Source organism: Geodermatophilus amargosae (assembly GCF_041028265.1).
GTDB lineage: Bacteria > Actinomycetota > Actinomycetes > Mycobacteriales > Geodermatophilaceae > Geodermatophilus > Geodermatophilus amargosae_A.
Genome location: NZ_JABGCW010000017.1, coordinates 40,385 through 63,320 on the forward strand (window position 1 = coordinate 40,385; position 22,936 = coordinate 63,320).

A 22,936-nucleotide genomic window follows, 5' to 3' on the forward strand; every position below is an offset into this window, starting at 1 on the left:
CCGGGGACGACGGCGGCACCGGCGCCCGCGGCGACGTAGCGTTGACCGGATGCCTGCCGACCGTCCCGCCACGCTGGCCGCGTGGCTGCGCACCCGCAGCGACGCCCAGCTGGCGGCGTTGCTGGCCGCGCGGCCCGACGTGGCCCGGCCCGCGCCCTCCGACGTCGTGGCACTGGCCAGCCGGCTGGCGGTGCCGGTGTCGGTCGACCGGGCGCTCGACGAGCTCGACGCGGCCACGCTGCAGGTCCTCGACGTCGTGCTGCTCGCCCCCACCGACGGCGTGCCCGCCGAGGACGTGCACGCCGCGCTGCCCGGGCTGCCCGACGACGTCGTCGACGCGGCGGTCGGGCGGCTGACCACGCGGGCGCTGCTGTGGGGCGAGGACGTCCTGCACGCCCCCGACCCCGTGCGCCGCGCCGTCCGCCACCCCGCCGGGCTGGGCCGCCGGGCCGCCGAGCTGCGGGTGACCCTGCCCGCGGACCTGCCCGCCGCCGTCGGCGCGCTGGACCCCGGCGAGCGCGAGGTGCTCGAGCGGCTGGCCGGCGACCGCCCGGTCGGCCACCTGCCCGAGACCGGCGGCCCCGGCGCCTCCCCGGCCCGGCGGCTGCTGCAGGCGGGGTTGCTGGCCCGCATCGACGCGCTCAACGTGGAGCTGCCCCGGGAGATCGGCCTGCACCTGCGCGGCGACCGGCCCTACGGCCCGCCCCGGCTGCGCCCCGAGCCGGCCGCCGTGGAGCGCGACCCGGCCGTGGTCGACCGGCAGGCCGCGGGTGCGGCGCTCGAGGTGGTCGGGCGGGTCGGCGAGCTGCTGGCGGTGCTCGAGGAGGAGCCGGCCGGGCTGCTGCGCAGCGGCGGGGTCGCCGTCCGGGACCGCAAGCGGCTGGCGAAGGCGCTGACGGTGTCGGAGACCGATGCCGGCTGGCTGCTGGAGCTGGCCCACGCCGCGGGACTGCTCGACGTCGGCGGCCCGCACCGCGACGAGTGGCTGCCCACCCGCGGCTACGACCTGTGGCGGGAGCAGCCGCTGCCCGACCGGTGGGCGGCGCTGGCGGCCGGCTGGCTGGAGAGCACGCGGCTGCCCTCGCTGGTCGGGTCGCGCGACGTGGCGGGCAAGGCGGTCAACGCGCTGTCCCCCGACCTGGTGCGGCACACCGCCCCGGCGATCCGCCGCTCGGCGCTGGCCGCGCTCCTGGACTCCCCGCCCGGGCGCGGGCTGGCCCCCGACGACCTCGTCGCGCTGCTGCGCTGGCGCACCCCGCGGCGGGCCGACCGGCTCGCGCCGGTGCCGGACATGCTGGCCGAGGCCGGGCGGATCGGCGTCCTCGTGGGCGGCGTGCTGTCCGGCGGCGGGCGCGGCCTGCTGACCCGCGGGGAGGAGGGCGCCGCCGACGGGATGCAGGGGCTGCTGCCCGAGCCGGTCGACCACGTGCTCGCCCAGCCCGACCTCACCCTCGTCGCCCCCGGCCCGCTGGTGGCCGGGCTCGCCGACACCCTCGCCGTCGTCGCCGACGTCGAGTCCTCCGGCGGGGCGACGGTGTTCCGGGTGTCGGAGTCCTCGGTCCGGCGGGCCCTGGACGCCGGGTGGTCGGCCACCGACCTGCACGACCTGTTCACCCGGTCGTCGCGGACGCCGGTGCCGCAGGCGCTGGACTACCTCGTCGACGACGTCGCCCGGCAGCACGGGCGGCTGCGGGTCGGCGCCATCGAGTGCTACGTGCGCTCCGACGACCACGGCCTGCTGTCCCAGGTGCTCGGCGACCGGCGGACGGCGGCAGCCGAGCTGCGCCGGCTCGCCCCCGGCGTGCTGGTCAGCGGGCTGGGCGCCGACGAGGTGCTCACCGTGCTGCGGCAGGCCGGGTACGCGCCGGCCGGGGAGTCGCCGGGCGGCGCGGTGCTCACCCGGCCTCCGGCCCGTCCCCGCGCGGCCGGACGCCGGCTCGGTGCCCCGCCGTCGATGGCCGGCCGCCCGCTCACCGACGCGGAGGCCGAGGCCACCGTCCGCGAGATCCGCGCCGGCGACGCCGCCCTGGCCGCCCGTCCGGCCGCGCCCGTCCGGCAGGTCCCCGGCGTGACCACCGCGGGCACCCTGGAGGTGCTGTCCCGCGCGATCCGCGAGGGCATCCCGGTGTGGCTCGGCTACGTCGACGCCCAGGGCAGCGGCAGCCAGCGCGTGGTGCAGCCGGTGTCACTGGCGGGTGGTTTCCTCCAGGGGTGGGACGAGCGCCGGCAGGAGAGCCGCACCTTCGCGGTGCACCGGATCACCTCGGTCGCGCCGGCCGACGAGGAAGCACCGGCCGCCGGCAACGGTTGACCTGACAGACGCCCACCCTGCGAGGAGAGGCAACCCATCCCCGTGAACGACGGACCCCTCATCGTCCAGTCGGACAAGACGCTGCTGCTCGAGGTCGACCACCCGGCCGCCCGCGAGTGCCGCGCGGCCATCGCCCCGTTCGCCGAGCTCGAGCGCTCGCCGGAGCACGTGCACACCTACCGGGTCACCCCGCTGGCGCTGTGGAACGCCCGCGCCGCCGGGCACGACGCCGAGCAGGTCGTCGACGCCCTGGTGCGCTACTCGCGCTACCCGGTGCCGCACGCGCTGCTGGTCGACGTCGCCGACACGATGGACCGCTTCGGCCGGCTGACACTGGTCAACCACCCCGTGCACGGGCTGACGCTGGCCACCACCGACCGCGCCGTGCTCGAGGAGGTCATCCGCTCCAAGCGGGTGGCGCCGATGCTCGGTGCGCGCATCGACCCCGACACCGTCGTCGTCCACCCCTCCGAGCGCGGCCGGCTCAAGCAGGCGCTGCTGAAGGTCGGCTGGCCGGCCGAGGACCTCGCCGGCTACGTCGACGGGCAGGCGCACCCGATCGAGCTGGACCAGGAGGACTGGCACCTGCGCGACTACCAGCAGGAGGCCGTCGAGGGCTTCTGGGCCGGTGGCTCTGGCGTCGTCGTCCTGCCCTGCGGCGCGGGCAAGACGCTGGTCGGCGCCGCGGCGATGGCCCAGGCCAAGGCGACCACGCTGATCCTGGTCACCAACACCGTCTCGGGGCGGCAGTGGAAGCGCGAGCTGATCGCGCGCACGTCGCTGACCGAGGAGGAGATCGGCGAGTACTCCGGCGAGCGCAAGGAGATCCGCCCGGTCACCATCGCGACCTACCAGGTGATGACGACCCGCCGGAAGGGCGAGTACCGGCACCTGGACCTCTTCGACGCCCAGGACTGGGGCCTGATCGTCTACGACGAGGTGCACCTGCTGCCCGCGCCGATCTTCCGGCTCACCGCCGACCTGCAGTCCCGCCGCCGGCTGGGGCTGACCGCGACGCTGGTGCGCGAGGACGGCCGCGAGGACGACGTCTTCTCCCTCATCGGGCCCAAGCGCTACGACGCGCCGTGGAAGGACATCGAGTCCCAGGGCTACATCGCGCCGGCCGAGTGCATCGAGGTGCGGGTCGGCCTCGACGACGAGGAGCGGATGACCTACGCGGTCGCCGAACCCGAGGAGCGGTACCGGATCGCGGCGACGGCGACGTCGAAGCTGCCGGTGATCCGGCGGGTGCTCGAGCGGCACCCCGACGAGCCGTCGCTGGTGATCGGCGCCTATCTCGACCAGCTCGAGGAGCTCGGGCGGGCGCTGGACGCGCCGGTCATCCAGGGGTCGACGACGAACAAGGAGCGCGAGCGGCTGTTCCAGGCGTTCCGCGTCGGCGAGATCAGGACGCTGGTCGTGTCCAAGGTCGCCAACTTCTCCATCGACCTGCCCGAGGCCGCCGTCGCCGTGCAGGTGTCGGGGACGTTCGGGTCGCGGCAGGAGGAGGCGCAGCGGCTGGGCCGGGTGCTCCGTCCCAAGGCCGACGGCCGGCAGGCGCACTTCTACACGGTGGTCAGCCGCGACACCCTCGACGCCGAGTACGCCGCCCACCGGCAGCGCTTCCTCGCCGAGCAGGGCTACGCGTACACGATCGTCGACGCCGCCGACCTGGCCGGCCCGGGCGAGGTCAACGGCCCCGACTGGGTCGACGAGCCCGCCGACTGACTGGGGACCACCCTTCCCCCACGCCTCGCACGCTCGGCGCGGGACCCTGGGGGTGGCCGGCCCCCGGCCCCCTGGTCCTGGTGACCCGGGGGCCGCGGTCGGCTACTCCTCGGTGAGCTCGTGCAGGACGTCGGCGGCGTCGGCGTTGCCCTCCTCGGCGAGCCGGCGCAGCTCGGTGAGGTCGTCGAGCTCACTGGCACGCTGCACCAGCTCGTCGACGGCGTCGCGGTAGCCGAGGTCGCCCAGCCGGCGCAGCTCGGCGAGGTCGCCGCGTTCGCCCGCCAGTTCGATCAGCTCGTCGACCGCGTCGCGGTCGCCCTTCGCCGCGCGCTCGCGCAGTCCGGCGTGGTGGGGCTCGCTCATGCCTGCAGGATGCTCCGGTCGCCGGTGGACGGGACCTCGATCGGCCGCTGCGCGGCATGGCGCCACGGCGCGCCGCCGGGGCGTACGTGTCCCCGGAGGGCGGTGGCGGTTCTCACCACCACTCGTCGGCCGGGGCGTGCCATGGTGGAGGCGGGTCCGTGGCGGACCCCCGGACGAGCGGTGCCGTACCCGGACAGCGACAAGACGGCAGCCTCGGGAGTCGTCGTGGCCTGGTTCGTGCTCGTGCTGTCCGGTGTCCTCGAGGCCGTGTGGGCGACCGCCCTCGGCCGCTCCGAGGGCTTCACCCGGCTCGCCCCCACGGTCGTGTTCGTCCTCGGCCTGATCGCCAGCATGCTCGGGCTCGCCTACGCGATGCGCAGCCTCCCGGTCGGGACGGCGTACGCGGTGTGGGTGGGCATCGGGGCGGCGCTGACCGCCGGCTACGCGATGGCGACGGGCGAGGAGCCGCTGACGGCGCTGCGGGTGCTCCTGCTGCTGGGCATCGTCGGCTGCGTGGTCGGCCTCAAGCTCACGCACTGACCTCGTCCCCGCGCCCTCCACCAGGGCGGTGGCGTGGCGGTGAGGTCGGCCTCGGCGGTGGGGCCGGTGGGCCAGGGGACGGCGTGGTCGAGTGCGCCGTCGCGGGGGACGGGTCGGCGGCAGCCGGGGAGGCGGCAGCGGCGGTCGCGCCGGGCAGGGGCTGTGGACGGAGGAGGTGCTGGTCAGCGGGTCGGTCGGCGACCGCCCACCTCCACGCAGCGAGCTCGGGAGGCAGCCCTGGCGTCGAGCTCGGCGGCAGTGGAGGCACGCATCCGGCGACCGGCGTCCGGGTGCGCCACCTGCCGGTGACCCGGGACAAGATCCCGACCGGGCTGCCCTCGGTGTCCGGGACTACCCTTCCCTGGGTGCCGCCTGCCAAGGACCTCCCGGACCTCGTCCGGCGCCGCCTCTGGGAGCTGGGGATGACCGTGCACGACGTCTCCCGGCGCGCGCGGGGGACGATCGCGCCGGAGGTCATCGAGCGGCTGGCCCGCTCCCGCGGGCGCGCCTTCATCAGCGCCCGCCTCGCCGGGCACCTGGCCCGCGCGCTCGACGTGCCGGAGAACCGGGTGCGCCGCGCGGCCGACCTGCCCGAGGTGCGCGACCCGCGCGAGGACGTCCCCACCGGCCCGCACCTGCGCCTGGTCACCAACGAGGTCGGCCGGGCCGGCGGCGAGGCCTGAGTCGGCTGGTGCGGACGGGGCCCGGGACGCGACGGACCGGTCCCCTCACGGTGTGAGGCGTGCCACGTCGACGCGGGACGCCGTGGTGAAACCGCAGGTCAGCGCGGCGCCCGAGGCCGCGTATACGACGGCTCCCGGCGGGCGCGCGGGAGGTGGCCGGTCGGGCGTGTCCGCTGCGCGCCAGGCAGGATGGTCCGCGAGATGGCGAGTGCAGCACGGGCCGGGGCGGTCGCCCCGCAGACGACCAGCCGACCGCTCCGGGCATGGCAGCAGGCCGCCCTCGAGCGCTACGAGGAGTCCTCGCCGAAGGACTTCCTGGTCACCGCGACCCCCGGCGCCGGCAAGACGACGTTCGCCCTGACCCTCGCCTCGCGGCTGCTGCAGCGGCGCGAGGTGGCCCGCGTGGTCGTCGTCTGCCCCACCGACCACCTGCGGCTGCAGTGGGCCGACGCCGCCGACCGGATGGGCATCGTGCTCGACCCCGGCCTGACCAACGCCGTCGGCCCCGTGCGCGCCGGCACCCAGGGCTACGTGACCACGTACGCGCAGGTCGCCGGCAAGCCGATGCTGCACGCGGCCCGCGCCACCGCCGTCAAGACCCTGGTCATCCTCGACGAGGTCCACCACGCCGGGGACGGCCTGTCGTGGGGCGAGGCGATCGAGGAGGCCTACGGCTTCACCGCCCGCCGGTTGTGCCTGACCGGGACGCCGTTCCGCACCAAGCCCGACGAGCGCATCCCCTTCGTGCGCTACGAGGAGGACGGCTTCGACGGTGACGCCGGGGAGGCGGGCGCCGGGCTGGTCAGCCGCGCCGACTACACCTACGGCTACAAGGAGGCGCTGGCCGACAGCGTCGTCCGCCCGGTCGTCTTCGCCGCCTACACCGGCACCGCGCGCTGGCGGAACTCCGCCGGCGAGGTGGTCGCCGCCTCGCTGTCGGAGGCCGGCACCCGCTCGGTCGAGATGGCCGCCTGGCGCACCGCGCTGGACCCGAAGGGCCAGTGGGTGCCGCACGTCATCGCCGCGATGGACGAGCGGATCACCCACCTGCGCGAGAACGGCATGGCCGACGCCGCGGGGCTGGTGCTGGCCAGCGACCAGGACGACGCCCGCGCCTACGCCCGCATCGTCAAGCGCATCACCGGCAAGGCGCCCGAGCTCATCCTGTCCGACGACCCCAAGGCGTCGAAGAAGATCGAGCGGTTCGCCGCTGGGTCGGCGCGGATCGCGGTCTGCGTGCGGATGATCTCCGAGGGCGTCGACGTCCCCCGCGCCGCCGTCCTCGCGTGGATGACCTCCTACCGGACGCCGCTGTTCTTCGCCCAGGCCGTCGGCCGCGTCGTCCGCTCGCGGGCGCCGCACGAGACGGCCACCGTGTTCCTCCCCGCCGTCCGGCCGCTGCTCGGGCTGGCCGCGTCGATGGAGAAGGAACGCAACCACGTCATGCCGCCGCCCAAGGCGCAGGACCCGGAGGCGCTCGACCTCGACCCGCTGCCGCCCGAGGAGCGCGAGGCGGTGGGCCTCAAGCAGTGGGAGGCGCTGGAGGCCGACGCCCGGTTCGCGCACGTGCTGCACGGCGGGACGGCGCACACCGGGGACGGGCCGGGCGGGCCGGGGAACGGCATGGCGGCCGGGCCGCTCGGCGCCGAGGAGGAGGACTTCCTCGGCATCCCCGGCCTGCTCACCCCCGAGCAGACGGCGTCCCTGCTGGCCAGGCGGGACGACGAGCTGCGGGTCCGGATCGCCCAGCGGGTGCACGACGAGGACACCGGGGAGCTGCCCGTCGTCGAGGACCACCCCGAGGAGGACGACGCCGGCCGCTCCTGGCGCGACGTCGCCGAGCTGCGCCGGGAGATCAACCGCCTGGTCAGTCGCGTGTCGGCGAAGACGTCGACGCCGCACGCCGTGGTGCACACCCAGCTGCGGCAGCACGTGCCCGGCCCGCCGTCGGCCTCGGCGTCGATCGACGTCCTGCGCGCCCGCCGCGAGCGCCTCCGCACGATGTTGTGACGAGGGCGTGCACGTCCGCGGACGTGCACGACCCCGGCCTCCTCAGGCCGTGGGCAGGAGGCCCCGGGACGCGGCCAGGGCGACGGCCTCGGTGCGGGAGCCGGCGCCGAGCTTGGCCAGGATGTTGCTCACGTGCACGCTGGCGGTCTTCTCGCTGATGTAGAGCTCGCTGCCGATCTGCCGGTTGGTGCGCCCGCGGGCGAGCAGGGCCAGCACCTCGGTCTCGCGCGGGGTGAACACCGCCGCGGTCTCCACCACCCGCCCGGCGCCGGGCAGCTCCAGCCGCGCCCGGCGGGCCAGCGCGGCGACCACGCCCAGCAGCGGCGCGGCGCCCAGCTCCCGCGCGGTCCCGGCCGCGGCGGCCAGCGGCTCGAGAGCGGCGTCCCGGTCGCCGGTGGCGACCAGCGCCTCGGCCAGCCGCCACCGGCTGCGCGCCTGCTCGTAGACGTGGCCGTAGCCGAACGCGTCGACGGCGGCCGTCCACAGCGCCGGGTCCGCCCGCCCGTCCAGCCGCGCCGCCTCGGCGTCGAGCCGCGCGACCCACGCCGCGGCCTCGGCCCCGTGGGCCCCCACCACGCGGGCGTGGTCGGCGACCGCGTCGCGGCCGAGCGTCACCATCGACTCCCCCGCCGCCGTCCACTCCGCCTCACCGGCGACGTCCCCGGTCAGCCGCGCGGTGGCCGCCGCGTCCGCCACGGGCGACAGGGCCATGGCCGCCAGCCGCACCACCGCGAGCCGGTTGGCGCCCCAGAGCCGGGCGAGCGTGGACGAGGCCGCCCGCGCCCGGTCCACCGCGGTCCCGGCGTCCCCGGCCCACGAGGCCCGGTCGATCTCGGCGCCCGCGGTGGCCAGCAGCAGGAGCACGTGGGCGTCCAGGCGGTCGACGAGTCCGCGCGCCCAGGTGATCCGCTCCGCCGTGCCGGGGTCCCCGCGGCCGACGAGCACGAGCAGGCCCGCGGCCCGCACGTGCGCGCCCATCTCGGGCACCCGGGCCAGCCGGTCGGCCAGCCCGAGACTGCCGTCCCAGTCCCCGAGGACGTAGCGGGAGACGACGCCGAGGTGGCGCAGCTCGGCGGCGTAGAACGACCACTCGACACCCAGCGCCTGGGCGCGCCCGAGCCCCGTGTCGCTCCACCGCAGTGCCTCCCGCGGGTCTCCGCCCTCCCAGGAGACGGTGGCCAGGTTGAACAGCACCCGCATCTCGACGTCGGGGTCCCCGGACCGGCGGGCGCGCGCCAGCGCCTCCTCCAGCCGCGCCCACGTCTCCGCCGGGTCGCCGCCGCCGGCCTCCTGCGAGCGCGCCAGCGTCACCGCGACGTCGGCCCAGGCGCTGTCCAGGCCGAGGGCGTCGGCGGCGGCGAGCGCCTCCTCGGCGGCGGCGTCCCCCTCGGCGCGGCGGTCGAGGTCGTAGCAGACCCGGGCGTGGGTGGCGGCCGCCCAGGTCCGCGCCGGGGAGGGCGGCTGCGCCGGCACCAGCGCCATGGCCGCCGTGGACTCCCGCAACGCCGAGGTCTGGTCCTCGATGCGGGCCAGCGCCTGGGCCAGCGTGTAGTGCGCGCGGGCGCGGATCACCGGGTCGCCGTCGTCGCCCACGACCTCCTGGACGGCCCGCAGCAGGGCGACCGCCCGCGGCAGCTGCCCGCCGCTGCGCGCCGCGGCGGCCGCCTCCAGCAGCAGCTCGGCGCGGCCGCGGCCGGCGACGTCGGCGGCGCCGGGCACCGCCGGCCACAGCGCGAGCACCGTCTCCAGGTGCTGCAACTGCTCGGCCGGGGCGCCGACCTGCCGGGCCGCGTCGGCGGCCTCGAGGGAGGCCGCCAGCGCGCCGGCCAGGTCGTGGCTCTCGCGCAGGTGGTGGGCCCGCTCGGCCGCGGTGCCCGCCGCGGGCTCGGCCGCGAGGTGCGCGGCGAGGGCGGCGTGCAGCCGCACCCGCTCGCCGGGCAGCAGGTCGGCGAGGACCGCCTCGCGCACCAGCGCGTGCCGGAAGCGGTAGGCGCCGTCCGGGTCGACGACGAGCAGGTGGGAGTGCACCGCCTCGGCCAGCGCGGTGTCGAGGTCGCCGTCGGCCGGCGGCCGGACCACCGCCGCCACGAGCTCGTGCCGCACCCGGCGCCCGGCGACCGCGGCCACCCGCAGCACCTGCTGCGCGGACGGGGTGAGCTGCTCGACGCGCGCGAGCAGCACGTCGGTGAGCCCGAGGGGCAGCGTCTCCCCCGCGAGGCCCGCGGCCAGCAGCTCCTCGGCGTAGAAGGCGTTGCCCTCGGCGCGCGCCACGACGTCGTCGACCGTGCGGTCGGGCACCCCCGCGGCCGCCCCGCCGGCCACCTGGGCAGCGAGGCCGCGGACCAGCTGCTCCACCTGCGCGTCGGGCAGCGGGCCGAGGTCGAGGCGCTCCACGCCGGGCAGCCGGACCAGCTCGGCCAGCAGCGGGCGCAGCGGATGGCGCCGGTGCAGGTCGTCGGAGCGGTAGGAGGCCACGACGGCGACCGGCTCGTCGGTCAGCCGGGCCAGCAGGTAGCGCAGCAGGTCGCGGCTGGACCGGTCGGCCCAGTGCAGGTCCTCCAGCACGACCAGCAGCGGGGCGGCCGCCGCGAGCTCGGCCAGCGCCGCGGCGACCGCCTCGAACAGCTGCAGCCGCCCGTCGTCGACCGGCGGGCGCAGCGCGCGGACCGGGCCGCCCAGGTCGGCGGCGTCCGGCTCGCGCGCAGCGGCCGACCGGGCCGCGAACAGCCCGGCGGCCCCGTCGCCGAGCTCGGCGGCGACGGGCCGGAGCAGGTCGACGAAGGGCAGGTAGGGCAGGCCGACCTCGCCGAGGTCGACGCAGTGCCCGGCGAGCACCCGCAGGCCGCGGCCGGCCGCGCGGGCGGCGAGCTCGTCGAGCAGGCGGGACTTGCCGACGCCGGCGTCACCGGCGACGAGCACGGCCGAGCCGCGGCCGGCGGCGGCGCGGTCGACGGCGGCCAGGAGCGTGGCCAGCTCGCCGGCCCGCCCCACCAGGGGTCGCTCGTCCCACCGCGGCACGGCGCCGATCGTGGCACGCGCGGCCGACGGTGCCGTCACCCGCGGGACCGCCGGGACCGCCACGGGCCGCGGCGGGTGCGGGTGCCGCGTCCGATGGCCTGCAGGACCTCGCGCCGGTAGGCGAGCTCGGCCTCGAGTCCGGGGTTGGGGTAGGGGCTCACGGTCGTCTCCTCGTGTCGTCGTCCGGTGTCGAGGACGACGGTCGTGCTGAGGCCGGGCCCCGGGCATCGGTCGTCCGGGCAGTCCTGGCCGCACCCGCGTGCCTGAGGCCCCTCAGACACCCCTCAGACGCGCCCGCCGCGCGGCGATCCCCGGCCGGGGCGAGGGTGGGGGCATGGCCGACCTGCCCCCGACCGTCTTCGTCCTCTTCGGCGCGACCGGCGACCTCGCCGCGCGCATGGTCCTGCCGGCCTTCGACGTCCTGCACCGCCGCGACCTGCTGCCGCCCGACTGGCGCCTGGTCGGCAGCGGGCGCGGCGACCGCTCCGACGACGACTTCCGGGAGCTGGTCCGCGCCGCCCTGGCCGAGCACGGGAACGGCGAGCCGGCCGACGGGCTGCCCGAGCGGCTGCGCTTCGCCGGGGGCGGCTTCACCCCCGACGACCCCGGGCAGCTGGCCGACGCCGTGGCGGGCGCCCGCGAGGAGCTCGGCGAGGACGCGCAGGTCGTGCACTACCTCGCCGTCCCGCCCGGCGCGTTCGAGGGGATCACGCGGGCGCTGGACGCCCACGGCCTGGCCAAGGGCTCGCGCGTGGTCTTCGAGAAGCCCTACGGCACCTCCCCCGACGGCTTCCGCGAGCTCGACGAGCTGGTGCACTCGGTGCTCGACGAGGACCAGGTCTTCCGCATCGACCACTTCCTGGGCAAGGAGGGCACGCAGGACCTGCACGTCCTGCGCTTCGCCAACGGCCTGTTCGAGTCGGTGTGGAGCCGCGAGCACGTGGCGCAGGTCCAGGTCGACGTCCCCGAGACCCTCGACGTCGCCGACCGTGCCGAGTTCTACGACGCCACCGGCGCCACCCTCGACATGCTGGTCACCCACCTGTTCCAGGTGGCCGCCGAGGTGGCGATGGAGCCGCCGGTGTCGCTGACGCCGGGTGACCTGCAGGAGGCGCGCGAGGCGGTGCTGGCGGCGTTCCGGCCGCTGGCCCGCGAGGACGTCGTCCTCGGGCAGTTCACCGGCTACCGGGACCTCGACGACGTCGCCGACGACAGCACCACCGACACGTTCGTGGCCGCGCGGCTGTGGGTGGACACCGACCGCTGGCGCGGCGTGCCGTTCCTGCTGCGCACCGGCAAGCGGATGGCCGAGGGCCAGCAGCGGGTGACGCTGGTGATGCGCCGTCCCGACGGCCCGGTGGGCACGCTGCCCGGCGGCGGCAACACCGTCTCGCTGTCGCTGTCGGGTGCCGGCGCGCTCGACCTCGGGCTGGTGGCCAAGCGTCCCGGCCCGGGCCTGGAGCTCGCCGTCGCCGGGACCTCGCTGGACCTGGGCGCCGTCCCGGGCGGGGAGGCCCTGCCGCCCTATGCCTCGCTGCTGTTCGACGTGCTGACCGGGGACCGGTCGCTGTTCACCACCAGCGCGGGGCTCGCGCACGCCTGGCGGGCGGTGCGGCCGGTGCTCGAGGACCGGCCGGAGGTGCGCCCCTACGAGCCGGGCTCCTGGGGGCCGGAGGAGGCGACGGCGCTGGCCGACCCGTGCGGCTGGACCGTGGGGTCGGGCGGCTGAGGAGAGGGTCCGGACCGGGCGCTGGTCGCCTCGCGGCGAGAAGCACGACGCGGCTCCAGACCCCCGACCGAGGTCGGAGCGGTGGTCCGCGAAGGCGGTATCCAATTGGCACCCGGGGACACAGATCGCCCGGTCCGGACATCCACGACGGTACCCCGCTCCCGGCGCGCGCACACCGGGACGCGGGTGCCTATCCGAGGCCGCGCGCGTCCTGCTTGAGTGCCGTGTCGACGGTCAGCGCCGACGCCAGCACCAGGCTCGCGAGCGGCTCGGGCAGCCGTGCGTGCACGCGGACGACGTAGCGGTCGGCGGTGGTGAACAGCGTCCGCGCCAGGCCCTCCCACGTCTTGGTGATGCGGGCCACCTCGGTGCCCGAGGAGTCGGTGACCGAGAAGTCCCAGGCCCGCCAGTTCTCCGCCTGGATCGCACCGGCCGGCTGACCGCCGACGGCGAGGTCGAAGCGGATCCGGCCGAAGACGTTGACCTGGACGATCTCCCCCACCGGCGCGCCCTCGGGCGTCTGGACGACGACCCGCGACCGGACCAGCTTGGCCGGGCGGGTGAGGACGAGGACCGGCCCGAGCGCGTCCCGTACCTCGAGGCGGTGGGTGAGGTACTGGTCGAGGCTGCTGACGAAGCGGACGACCTTCTTCGCCGTCGACTGGCCGACCTCGACGACCGCGCCGATCTGCACCCCGTGGGCGTCGAGCACGGCGTACTCGTTGGTGAGCTCGACGAGCTTGGTCTCCTGGTCGACCAGCAGGACCGGCTGCTCGTGCAGGACCGACCGCCGCGGGCCGCCGTACTGCTGCTGGCCCCCGTACTGCTGCACCGGCGCGGGGGTGGGCGGCTGCTGCACGTGACCGGTCCAGGTCCGGCCGTCCCACCAGCGCGAACCGCCGCTGCCGGCGGGGTCGGGGTACCAGCCGGGCGGCGGGGAGGGCTGGATCACGGCGGCGACGGTAACCGCAGGCGCGGTGCGTGCCAGACTGCCGAGCCGTGGCCGACCTGACCCGCACCGAGGCCGCCGTCCTCGACGCCGTGGACGAGGCCGCCGCGGTCGGCCTGCTCTGCCGGCTGGTCGCGGTCCCCTCCGTCGGCGGCTCCGCGGCCGAGAGCGAGGTGCAGGCCCTCGTCGCCGGGGAGCTGGACGCCCTGGGGTGCGACGTCGACCGCTGGGACATCGACCTGGCGGCCGCCGCCACCGCACCGGACGCGCCCGGCCAGGAGGTCCGGCGCGAGGAGGCGCTGGGCGTCGTCGGGACCGTGCCGGGTGCCGACGGCGGTGACCCGGCGCTGGTGCTGTGCGGGCACACCGACGTCGTCCCCACCGGCGACCGCGCGCTGTGGGCCGGCGACCCGTTCACGCCGCGCCTGGACGGCGGCGCCGTGCACGGCCGCGGCACGTGCGACATGAAGGGCGGGCTGGTCTCGGCGCTCGCCGCGCTGGCCGCGGTCCAGGCCGCGGGTGTGCGGCTGCGCCGGCCGGTGGCGCTGCACAGCGTCGTCGGCGAGGAGGACGGCGGGCTGGGCGCGTGGGCGACCCTGGCCCGCGGGCACCGCGGTGACGCCTGCGTCGTCCCCGAGCCCACCGACGGCGCCGTCGTCACCGCGGCGGCCGGCGCGCTCACCTTCCGGCTCGAGGTGACCGGGCACGCGGCCCACGCGGCGATGCGCGACCGCGGCGTCAGCGCCGTCGAGCTGTTCGCGGCGGTCCACGCGGACCTGCGCGCGTTCGAGGCCGAGCGGCAGCGCGACGCCGACCCGCGCTTCGCCGGCGAGCGGTACCCGTTCGGGCTGTCGATCGGCACGGTGCACGCCGGCGACTGGGCGTCGTCGGTGCCCGACCGGCTGGTGGCCGAGGGCCGGTACGGCGTGCGCCTGGGTGAGCCGGTCGAGGCCGCGCGGGCGGCGTTCGAGGCCCGCGTCGCCGCGTCCTGCGCCGGACACCCGTGGCTGGCCGCGCACCCGGTGCGGGTGACCTGGACCGGCGGCGCCTTCGCCAGCGGGCAGCTGCCGCCGGCGCACGACCTGCTCGGCCAGGTCCGCGACGCCGTCGTCGACGCGGGCGGGCCCCCGCCGCCGGAGCGCGCGGTGACCGCAGGCACCGACCTGCGCCTCTACGCCGCCGCCGGGATCCCGACGCTGCACCTGGGCCCGGGCGACCTGCACCTGGCGCACGGCCCGGCCGAGCGGGTGCCGGTGGCCGAGGTGACCGCCGTGGCCCGCGCGCTGGCGCTGCTGGTCCTGCGCCGCTGCGGCGTCGCATGAGCGACCTGGTCGGCTTCGAGGCCTTCGCCGCGCTGGCCGGCGACTCCCCCACCGCGCGCACCGAGTGGGCGGCCGTCGTCGCCGCCTGGAGCGAGCCGCACCGCCGCTACCACGGCCTGCACCACCTGGCCGCCGTCCTGGGGCTGGTCGGGGAGCTGGGCGGGTCCGCTCCCGATCCGGCCGCCGTGGCGCTGGCCGCCTGGTACCACGACGTCGTCTACGACCCCCGTCGCGGCGACAACGAGCAGGTCAGCGCCGAGCGGGCGCGGGCGGGGCTGACCGGCCTCGTGCCGCCCGCGCGGCTGGAGGAGGTGGTGCGGCTGGTGCTGCTGACCGCCGGGCACGACGCCGCGCCGGACGACGGGAACGGGGCCGTCCTCTGCGACGCCGACCTCGCGGTGCTGGCCGGGCCGCCGGAGGCCTACGCCGCGTACGCCTCCGCCGTCCGCGAGGAGTACGGGCACCTGTCCGACGAGGTGTTCACCGCCGGCCGCATCGCGGTGCTGGAGTCGCTGCTCGCGCTGCCCGCGCTCTACCGGCTGCCCGCGACGGCGCACTGGGAGCCGCGGGCGCGGGCCAACCTGGCCGCCGAGCTCAGCGTGCTGCGCGGTCGCGCTTCCTGAGCCGCAGGCCCGCCGCCATCAGCCGGGCCAGCAGCTCCCGGGCGCCCACCGGCTGCGCGCCGGCAGCGACGGCGGTGTCGTAGAGGTCCTCGGGGACGTCGTAGTGGTCGCCCTGGAACGCCCGGCGCGGGATGCCGAGCTCGGCGGCGACGAAGGCGTGCAGCTCCTCGTAGGAGACGTCGCTGACCAGGTGCGACCAGCGTCGCCCCCGCCAGGGCCAGACGGGGCTGTCGATCAGCACGGCCACGGGCACCTCCTCGCTGCGCTCGTCGAGCCCGCGACCGCGGCGCTCTGCCCTGCGTGGCCTCGCGAGCTCGGCCATCCGGTCAGTCTGCCGGGTCCCGACTAGCGTCGTCGGCGTGAGCAGGGAGATCCGCTGGGGCGTCGTCGGACCGGGGCGCATCGCGCAGAGCGTGATGGGCGACTTCGCGCACGTCGAGGGGGCCCGGCCGCTGGCCGTCGCGTCGCGCTCGGCCGACCGGGCGCGGGCCTTCGCGCAGCAGCACGGGCTCGGGCGGTCCTACGGCTCCTATCCGGAGGTCCTCGCCGACCCCGACGTCGACGTCCTGTACCTCGCCACGCCGCACCCCCAGCACCACGCGATCGCACTGGCCGCCATCGAGGCCGGCAAGGCACTGCTGGTGGAGAAGGCGTTCACCGCGACGACGGCCGGCGCGCAGGAGGTCGTCACCGCGGCCCGCGAGGCCGGCGTCTTCGTGATGGAGGCGATGTGGACGCGCTTCCAGCCCGCCGTCGTCGCGCTCCGGGAGCTGGTCGCCGACGGCGCGATCGGCGAGGTGCGGTCGGTGCAGGCCGACCTCGGCGTCGACCGCGTCTACGACCCCGACGACCGGCTGTTCGCCCTCGACCTGGGCGGCGGCGCGCTGCTCGACCTCGGCGTCTACGTCGTGTCGTTCGCGCAGATGCTGCTCGGCACGCCCGACACGGTCACCGCCGCGGGCTCCACCTACCCCACCGGGGCCGACGCGGAGGCGGCCGTCCTGCTCGGCTGGGACGACGGCCGCTCGGCCACGCTGACGACGTCGCTGCGCTACCCGACGCCCGGCCAGGCACGGGTGTTCGGCACCGGCGGGTGGATCGACGTCCTCCCCCGCTTCCACCACCCGGCCACGATCGTGCTGCACCGCACCGGCGCCGAGCCCGAGGAGGTCACCCGCCCGGCGACCGGCGTCGGCTACGCGCACGAGCTGGCCGAGGTCACGCGGTGCCTGCAGGAGGGGCGCACCGAGAGCGAGGTCATGCCGCTGGCCGACACCCTCGCCGTGCAGGACGTCCTCGGGCAGGCGGCCGCGCAGCTCGGCGTGCACCACCGCGAGGACCCGCACGTCCTCGGCTGACCCTCAGGCCGCCGCCCAGGCCGCGCCCGTCGCCTCCTCCGGCGTGGGCACCCGGGTGGGCGTGCGGCCGGCCCGCCGCACGGCACCGGCCAGGGCGACGGCGTCGACCACCGCGGCACCGCCGGGGTCGTTGTTGAGGTACACGAACACGTCCTCGCCGTCGGCGTAGGTGGCCGCCAGCCGCTGCGCCCACTCCTCGAGCACGGCCGGCGGGTACCCCCAGCCCTCGGCGCCGGTGTGCAGCCGCAGGTAGCCCCACCCGGCGGTGCGCCACAGCGGCGTCACCGGCCGCTCCGCACGGTCGGCCCAGCACAGCGCGGCGCCGTAGCGCTGGAGGAGGTCGCGGATCTCGTCGGTCTCCCAGGTCGTGTGGCGGGGCTCGACGGCCACCCGCAGGCCGGGCGGGAAGCAGGCGAGGCAGTCGCGCAGCAGCCCGGCGTCGGCCCTGAGCGTGGGCGGCAACTGCAGCAGGACGACGTCGAGCCGGTCACCGAGTCCCTCGGCGTGCCGCACCAGGCGGGCCACCGGCTCCTCGGGCTCCCGCAGCCGCTTGACGTGGGTGAGGAACCGGCTGGCCTTGACCGCCCAGCGGTAGTCCGGCGGGGTCCGCTCGCGCCAGGCGGCGAAGGTGGCCCGCTCGGGCAGCCGGTAGAAGGCGGCGTTGCTCTCGACGGTGGCGAAGTGCTGTGCGTGGTGCTCCAGCCACAGCCGCTGCGGCAGGCGCTGGGGGTAGAAGCGGCCGCGCCAGTCGCGGTACTGCCACCCCGACGTCCCGATCACCACGGCCACGCCGACCGCCTACCCTGCGCCGTCATGGCCGACGCACCCGCACGCTTCAAGGACCTCTGCATCGACGCCCGCGATCACCAGGCGCTGGCCGACTGGTGGTGCGCCGCGATGGGCTACGTGCGCCGTGACTCGATCGCCCCGCCCGAGGAGGGCTGGACGCGGCCGCGCGAGTGGCCGGTGCCGATCGTGGACCCGGCCGGCCGCGGCCCGCTCTTCTGGCTCAACCCGGTGCCCGAGCCGAAGACGGTGAAGAACCGGGTGCACCTCGACGTCATCGGGGACTCCGCCGCCCTGCAGGCCGCGGGCGCCACGGTGGTGCGGGCCTCGGACGCCCGCCCCGGCCACGAGGCCGACGAGGACGCCGGCGAGATCGGGTGGGACGTCCTGGCCGACCCCGAGGGCAACGAGTTCTGCTGCTTCCCGCCGCAGGACTGACCACGCCGCGCCGACCACCGCCGCGGTCCCGGGCGTCGGCACGGCCCACGGACGCCGACAGGGGCGGCCCCGCGTCCGCGGGACCGCCCCTGCCGGGCTGTGCTGGTGCTACCGGACGGCAGCGGCGGGACTCAGAAGTCCATGCCGCCCATGCCGCCGTCGCCACCCGGCATGGCCGGAGCGGACTTCTCCGGCTTGTCGGCGATGACGGCCTCGGTGGTGAGGAAGAGCGCCGCGATGGAGGCGGCGTTCTGCAGCGCCGAGCGGGTGACCTTGGCCGGGTCGATGATGCCGGCCGCGACCAGGTCCACGTACTCGCCGGTGGCGGCGTTGAGGCCGAAGCCCACCTCGGAGTTGCGGACCTTCTCCGCCACGACGCCGCCCTCGAGGCCGGCGTTGACGGCGATCTGCTTCAGCGGCGCCTCGAGCGCGACACGCACGATGTTGGCACCGGTCGCCTCGTCGCCCTCGAGCTCGAGCTTGTCGAACGCGACGGCGGTGGCCTGCGCGAGAGCGACGCCACCACCGGCGACGATGCCCTCCTCGACGGCGGCCTTGGCGTTGCGCACCGCGTCCTCGATGCGGTGCTTGCGCTCCTTGAGCTCGACCTCGGTCGCGGCGCCGGCCTTGATGACGGCGACGCCACCGGCCAGCTTGGCCAGGCGCTCCTGCAGCTTCTCGCGGTCGTAGTCGGAGTCCGACTTCTCGATCTCGGCGCGGATCTGGTTCACCCGACCGGAGATCTGGTCGCTGTCACCGGCGCCCTCGACGATCGTCGTCTCGTCCTTGGTGACGACGACCTTGCGGGCGCGGCCCAGCAGGGAGACGTCGGCGGTGTCGAGCTTGAGGCCGACCTCCTCGCTGATGACCTGGCCACCGGTGAGGATGGCGATGTCGGTCAGCATGGCCTTGCGGCGGTCGCCGAAGCCGGGGGCCTTGACGGCCAGCGACTTGAAGGTGCCGCGGATCTTGTTCACGACCAGGGTCGCCAGGGCCTCGCCCTCGACGTCCTCGGCGATGATGGCCAGCGGCTTGCCCGACTGCATGACCTTCTCCAGCAGCGGGAGCAGGTCCTTGACCGAGCTGATCTTCGAGTTGACGACGAGCACGTACGGGTCGTCGAGGACGGCCTCCATGCGCTCGGCGTCGGTGACGAAGTAGGGCGAGATGTAGCCCTTGTCGAAGCGCATGCCCTCGGTGAGCTCGAGCTCGAGGCCGAAGGTGTTGCTCTCCTCGACGGTGATGACGCCTTCCTTGCCGACCTTGTCCATCGCCTCGGCGATGAGCTCGCCGATGGCCGGGTCAGCGGCGGAGATCGACGCGGTCGCGGCGATCTGCTCCTTGGTCTCGACGTCCTTGGCGGTCGAGAGGAGGTACTCGGTGACCGAGGCGACGGCCTTCTCGATGCCCTTCTTCAGGGCCATCGGGTTGGCGCCGGCGGCGACGTTGCGCAGACCCTCGCGGACGAGAGCCTGGGCGAGCACGGTGGCGGTGGTGGTGCCGTCACCCGCGACGTCGTCGGTCTTCTTCGCGACCTCCTTGACCAGCTCGGCGCCGATCTTCTCCCAGGGGTCCTCGAGCTCGATCTCCTTGGCGATGCTCACACCGTCGTTGGTGATGGTGGGAGCGCCCCACTTCTTCTCGAGGACGACGTTGCGGCCCTTGGGGCCGAGCGTCACCTTGACGGCGTCGGCGAGGGTGTTCATGCCCCGCTCGAGGCCGCGGCGCGCCTCTTCCTCGAAGGCGATCATCTTGGCCATGTGGTGATGTCCTCCATGCATGGATCGCTGCACGGCCGGGACCGGCGCCCGCGACGGACGACACCAGCGCGGCGGGCACCCTTGTGGCCCGCGCTCCAGTGCCTCACCGTTCCGACCTGATTGGCACTCGGCACTGTCGAGTGCCAATCCGGAGTCTGGCACTCGCCCCTGCCGAGTGCAAGAACGGGGGGTCGCCGGCGGCTGTTCCCGTCAGTCGTCGGCGGCCGCGAGGGCGGCGCCGACCAGCGCGCCGAGGGCCGTCAGGGGCCCAGCCGGCTCCAGCCGTGGGGCGAGGACCCGAGGAGGCTCACCCCCGTCCCGGCGGGGACGGCGGCCGGCGGGGGCGTCCAGCGACCGGCGTCGTCGTGGCCGCTGGTGCGGACGCCGGTGAGGTCCAGTGCCGCGGACACCCCGGTCAGGACGACGAGGAGGGCGGCGTGGGCGGCGAGCAGCGCCGGCGCCCGGCTGGGCGGCGGTCGCCGGGGCTCCCCGGGGACGGCCACGGCCCGGCTCCCACGCGGGGAGCCGGGCCGTGGCACGGAGGGACGGGAGGAGGTCAGGCGAGGCGGACGCCGTCGGCCTGCGGCCCCTTCTCGCCCTGGACGACCTCGAAGCTGACCCGCTGGCCCTCGTCGAGGCTCTTGTAGCCGTCCATCTGGATGGCCGAGTAGTGGACGAAGACGTCCTGGCCGCCGTCGACGGCGATGAAGCCGAAGCCCTTCTCGGCGTTGAACCACTTCACGGTGCCCTGTGCCACGTGTGCTCCCACGTTCGTGCGTGCGGACGGCCCCGTGATCCGGGGACCGGGGTACAGCTCTTCCGCCCGTCGGACACGTGCGTGGAACTGACGACCGCGCGAGAACGTACAGCAGGGACGCCGCCGTGGGGAGATCCTCGCCACACGTCTCGGGGACGACCGGGCCGGGGATGTCACCCGCCGGGTCGACGTCCCCGGACCGCGTGCCTCAGCCGACGAGGCCCGCCGCCCTGGCCGACCGCAGCGACGGCTCGACCCGGTGGGTCGGGCCGACGACCGGCTCGAGCGGGTCGAGGGTCTTGAGGCCCTCGCCGGTGTTGAGGACGACGGTCTCCTTCGTGGGGTCGAGCCGGCCGTCCTCGACCAGCTGCCGCAGCACGGCCACGGTCACGCCGCCCGCGGTCTCGGCGAAGACGCCGGTGGTGCGGGCGAGGTCACGGATGCCCTGCACGATCGCGTCGTCGCCGACCCGGCCGACGGCCCCGCCGGTGCGGCGGATGGCGTCGAGCGCGTAGGGGCCGTCGGCGGGGTTGCCGATGTTCAGCGACTTGGCGATCCCGGTGGGCTTGACCGGCTTGACGACGTCCCAGCCGTTGTCGAAGGCGGTGGCGATCGGGTCGCAGCCGGCCGACTGGGCGCCGAAGACCCGCCATGCGGTGTCCTCGACGATCCCGGCGGCGGCCAGCTCCCGCCACGCCTTGTCCACCTTGGTGAGCAGCGAGCCCGACGCCATGGGGATGACCACCTGGGCCGGGATCCGCCAGCCGAGCTGCTCGGCGATCTCGTAGCCCATCGTCTTGGAGCCCTCGGCGTAGTAGGGCCGCACGTTCTGGTTGACGAAGGCGGTGTCCTCGAACTCGTCGGTCTCGGCGAGCTCGCTGGTCAGCCGGTTGACGTCGTCGTAGGACCCGTCGACGGCGACCAGCGTCTGGCCGTAGACCGCCGACTGCACGACCTTGCCGGGCTCGAGGTCGGCCGGGATGAAGACGAAGGACGGGATGCCGACGCGGGCGGCGTGCGCGGCCACCGAGTTGGCCAGGTTGCCGGTCGAGGCAGCGGCGATCTTGCGGTAGCCGAGGCCCTTGGCGGCCGTGGCGGCGAGGCTGACCACGCGGTCCTTGAACGAGTGCGTGGGGTTGGCCGAGTCGTCCTTGACCCACAGGCCGCCGGTGATGCCGAGCTCGGCGGCCAGCCGGTCGGCACGGACCAGCGGCGTCATGCCCGGGTCGAGGGAGACGCGGTCGGCGGGGTCCTGGCCCACCGGCAGCAGCGCGGCGTAGCGCCAGATGTTCTGCGGACCGGCCTCGATCTGCTCGCGGGTGACCGCGCGCATGCGCTCGGGGTCGTAGTCGACCTCCAGCGGGCCGAAGCACTGCGCGCAGGCGTGCTCGGCGATCAGGCCGAAGGTGGCGCCGCAGTTGCGACACACGAGGCCGCGGGCGGGGCTCGGCGGGACGGGCCCGCCTGCGGAGACGTCTGCCTGGAGTGAACCGGGAGCGGTCAGGGTCATGCGACGACTACCTCCTCATCTTCCCCGCGGCGGGCCGTCGAGCCGCGCGGGACGGAATTGGCACCTCTCGCCGCTCGCGCGAGCGCGGTTGCCGGGGCTTCACCGGGCCGTGTCCCTCTGCCCCTCTGGATGAGTGGAACGGGCCCGACTCTACCCGGCTGCCGGGGCCGCCCCGGGCTCCGGCCATGCTGGCGCCCGTGGCAGCGCGCATCGTCTACACCGACCTCGACGGCACGATGGTCGGCCCGCGGGGGTCGTTCTGGCACACCGCCGAGGGCTCCCCCACCGCCGAGCCCGCCGCGGCCCTGCTCGAGCTGCACACGGCCGGCGTCGCGCTGGTGATCGTCAGCGGGCGCACGGTCGACCAGGTCACCGAGGCGGGGCGGATCTTCGCCGCCGACGGCGCGATCGCCGAGCTGGGCTCCCTGGTGACGTGGAAGGGCGGCCGGGCGCGGCACGGGCTCACCGGCGCGCTGCCCGCGGAGTACGCCGGGCGCACGCCGATGGACGTGATGGCCGAGCTCGGCGTCGTCGAGGCGCTGACCGCCGCCCACCCCGGCCGGCTGGAGTGGCACGCGCCCTGGCACACCACGCACGCCGGCGACGCGCTGCTGCGCGGGTTCGTCGACCCGCTCGCCGTCGACGCGTGGCTGGCCGAGCGCGGCCTGGGCTGGCTGACGCTCAAGGACAACGGCGCCATCCCCGCGTCGGCCCGGCTCGACCTGGCGCCCGAGGGGCAGCTGGCGCGGGTCTACCACCTCATGCCGCGCGGCATCACCAAGGGCGCGGCGATCGCCTGGGACCTCCAGCGGCGCGGGGTCGACCCCGCCGACGCCGTGGCGATCGGCGACAGCGCCAGCGACCTGGAGATGGCGCCCGCCGTCGGCCGGCTGTGGATCACCGCCAACGGCGCCGAGGTCGACGGCATGGCCGGGCTGCTGGCCGCCGTCCCGAACGTGTCGGTGACCGACGAGCCGATGGGCGTCGGCTGGGCCCAGGCCGTCCGAGCGAGCCTGTGAGCGGTTCGTGCCGAGTGGGCCCCGGAAGGGCC

The 22,936-nt window shown here is 76.1% G+C and carries 21 protein-coding genes and 2 riboswitches; of the genes, 11 read left to right on the forward strand and 10 right to left on the reverse strand.

The annotated features are described in order from the left end of the window. The first annotated feature begins 49 nt into the window (after positions 1 to 49). Positions 50 to 2,311, forward strand: a complete 2,262-nt coding sequence (locus tag HLV61_RS19710; RefSeq protein ID WP_369258488.1) for a helicase-associated domain-containing protein — start codon at positions 50 to 52, stop codon at positions 2,309 to 2,311. A 42-nt stretch (positions 2,312 to 2,353) separates the two neighbouring features. Continuing rightward, positions 2,354 to 4,039 (forward strand): DNA repair helicase XPB, encoded by a 1,686-nt coding sequence (locus HLV61_RS19715; RefSeq protein ID WP_369258490.1) that lies wholly within the window; start codon positions 2,354 to 2,356, stop codon positions 4,037 to 4,039. 102 nt (positions 4,040 to 4,141) lie between these two features. Here HLV61_RS19715 and HLV61_RS19720 read toward each other — a convergent pair whose 3' ends face one another. Further along, complete coding sequence (locus HLV61_RS19720) at positions 4,142 to 4,402, reverse strand: hypothetical protein (protein ID WP_369258492.1); 261 nt, start codon at positions 4,400 to 4,402, stop codon at positions 4,142 to 4,144. Between the two features lie 149 nt (positions 4,403 to 4,551). Continuing rightward, a riboswitch (guanidine-III (ykkC-III) riboswitch) is annotated at positions 4,552 to 4,616 on the forward strand. 11 nt (positions 4,617 to 4,627) lie between these two features. On the opposite strand from HLV61_RS19720, the gene HLV61_RS19725 reads away from it, so the two are divergent. The 3 genes from HLV61_RS19725 to HLV61_RS19735 all read left to right on the forward strand — a co-directional run bounded on the left by HLV61_RS19725 (position 4,628) and on the right by HLV61_RS19735 (position 7,635). Continuing rightward, complete coding sequence (locus tag HLV61_RS19725; RefSeq protein ID WP_369258494.1) at positions 4,628 to 4,942, forward strand: DMT family transporter; 315 nt, start codon at positions 4,628 to 4,630, stop codon at positions 4,940 to 4,942. A 365-nt stretch (positions 4,943 to 5,307) separates the two neighbouring features. After that, entirely contained in the window at positions 5,308 to 5,625 is a 318-nt protein-coding gene (locus tag HLV61_RS19730) for a hypothetical protein (RefSeq protein ID WP_369258496.1), read from the forward strand. Between the two features lie 201 nt (positions 5,626 to 5,826). Next, positions 5,827 to 7,635: a DEAD/DEAH box helicase gene (locus HLV61_RS19735; protein WP_369258498.1), complete on the forward strand. Its 1,809-nt coding sequence runs from the start codon at positions 5,827 to 5,829 to the stop codon at positions 7,633 to 7,635. Positions 7,636 to 7,677: 42 nt separating this feature from the next. Here HLV61_RS19735 and HLV61_RS19740 read toward each other — a convergent pair whose 3' ends face one another. Then, positions 7,678 to 10,692, reverse strand: a complete 3,015-nt coding sequence (locus tag HLV61_RS19740) for a helix-turn-helix transcriptional regulator (protein WP_369258500.1) — start codon at positions 10,690 to 10,692, stop codon at positions 7,678 to 7,680. Then, entirely contained in the window at positions 10,689 to 10,814 is a 126-nt protein-coding gene (locus tag HLV61_RS19745) for a hypothetical protein (RefSeq protein ID WP_369258502.1), read from the reverse strand. Before HLV61_RS19745 ends, HLV61_RS19740 begins: the two co-directional genes overlap by 4 nt. A 173-nt stretch (positions 10,815 to 10,987) precedes the next feature. Here HLV61_RS19745 and HLV61_RS19750 point away from each other — a divergent pair, with 173 nt between their 5' ends. After that, a complete protein-coding gene (locus HLV61_RS19750; protein WP_369258504.1) occupies positions 10,988 to 12,382 on the forward strand; it encodes a glucose-6-phosphate dehydrogenase in 1,395 nt (464 codons plus the stop codon). A 190-nt stretch (positions 12,383 to 12,572) separates the two neighbouring features. Here HLV61_RS19750 and HLV61_RS19755 read toward each other — a convergent pair whose 3' ends face one another. Beyond that, the gene (locus HLV61_RS19755; RefSeq protein WP_369258506.1) at positions 12,573 to 13,334 is read right to left on the reverse strand and encodes a phospholipid scramblase-related protein; all 762 of its coding nucleotides are present in this window, start codon (positions 13,332 to 13,334) and stop codon (positions 12,573 to 12,575) included. Positions 13,335 to 13,381: 47 nt separating this feature from the next. On the opposite strand from HLV61_RS19755, the gene HLV61_RS19760 reads away from it, so the two are divergent. Continuing rightward, positions 13,382 to 14,653, forward strand: a complete 1,272-nt coding sequence (locus HLV61_RS19760; RefSeq protein ID WP_369258507.1) for an ArgE/DapE family deacylase — start codon at positions 13,382 to 13,384, stop codon at positions 14,651 to 14,653. Then, entirely contained in the window at positions 14,650 to 15,276 is a 627-nt protein-coding gene (locus HLV61_RS19765; protein ID WP_369258509.1) for an HD domain-containing protein, read from the forward strand. Before HLV61_RS19760 ends, HLV61_RS19765 begins: the two co-directional genes overlap by 4 nt. Here HLV61_RS19765 and HLV61_RS19770 read toward each other — a convergent pair. Then, on the reverse strand, positions 15,248 to 15,598 hold the full coding sequence (locus tag HLV61_RS19770; protein WP_369258511.1) for a DUF4031 domain-containing protein: 351 nt from the start codon (positions 15,596 to 15,598) through the stop codon (positions 15,248 to 15,250). The genes HLV61_RS19765 and HLV61_RS19770 overlap by 29 nt on opposite strands. A 37-nt stretch (positions 15,599 to 15,635) precedes the next feature. On the opposite strand from HLV61_RS19770, the gene HLV61_RS19775 reads away from it, so the two are divergent. Further along, positions 15,636 to 16,634, forward strand: a complete 999-nt coding sequence (locus tag HLV61_RS19775) for a Gfo/Idh/MocA family protein (RefSeq protein ID WP_369258513.1) — start codon at positions 15,636 to 15,638, stop codon at positions 16,632 to 16,634. 3 nt (positions 16,635 to 16,637) lie between these two features. Here the strand turns inward: HLV61_RS19775 and HLV61_RS19780 are convergent, their stop codons facing one another. Continuing rightward, positions 16,638 to 17,423 (reverse strand): DUF72 domain-containing protein, encoded by a 786-nt coding sequence (locus HLV61_RS19780; protein WP_369258515.1) that lies wholly within the window; start codon positions 17,421 to 17,423, stop codon positions 16,638 to 16,640. 24 nt (positions 17,424 to 17,447) lie between these two features. On the opposite strand from HLV61_RS19780, the gene HLV61_RS19785 reads away from it, so the two are divergent. Further along, positions 17,448 to 17,858, forward strand: a complete 411-nt coding sequence (locus HLV61_RS19785) for a VOC family protein (RefSeq protein WP_369258517.1) — start codon at positions 17,448 to 17,450, stop codon at positions 17,856 to 17,858. 131 nt (positions 17,859 to 17,989) lie between these two features. Here HLV61_RS19785 and groL read toward each other — a convergent pair whose 3' ends face one another. The 4 genes from groL to thrC all read right to left on the reverse strand — a co-directional run bounded on the left by groL (position 17,990) and on the right by thrC (position 21,885). Next, positions 17,990 to 19,618, reverse strand: a complete 1,629-nt coding sequence (gene groL / locus HLV61_RS19790) for a chaperonin GroEL (RefSeq protein ID WP_369258519.1) — start codon at positions 19,616 to 19,618, stop codon at positions 17,990 to 17,992. Between the two features lie 260 nt (positions 19,619 to 19,878). Then, positions 19,879 to 20,121 carry a hypothetical protein gene (locus tag HLV61_RS19795; RefSeq protein ID WP_369258521.1) on the reverse strand — a complete coding sequence of 81 codons (243 nt, stop codon included), beginning with the start codon at positions 20,119 to 20,121 and terminating at the stop codon, positions 19,879 to 19,881. 53 nt (positions 20,122 to 20,174) lie between these two features. Then, on the reverse strand, positions 20,175 to 20,375 hold the full coding sequence (locus HLV61_RS19800; RefSeq protein ID WP_369258523.1) for a cold-shock protein: 201 nt from the start codon (positions 20,373 to 20,375) through the stop codon (positions 20,175 to 20,177). Positions 20,376 to 20,583: 208 nt separating this feature from the next. After that, positions 20,584 to 21,885 carry a threonine synthase gene (gene thrC / locus HLV61_RS19805; protein ID WP_369258525.1) on the reverse strand — a complete coding sequence of 434 codons (1,302 nt, stop codon included), beginning with the start codon at positions 21,883 to 21,885 and terminating at the stop codon, positions 20,584 to 20,586. Positions 21,886 to 21,897: 12 nt separating this feature from the next. Next, positions 21,898 to 22,021: riboswitch (SAM riboswitch) on the reverse strand. Between the two features lie 61 nt (positions 22,022 to 22,082). On the opposite strand from thrC, the gene HLV61_RS19810 reads away from it, so the two are divergent. Beyond that, positions 22,083 to 22,904, forward strand: coding sequence for an HAD family hydrolase (locus HLV61_RS19810; RefSeq protein ID WP_369258527.1), 822 nt, complete (start codon positions 22,083 to 22,085; stop codon positions 22,902 to 22,904). Positions 22,905 to 22,936: the final 32 nt, after the last annotated feature.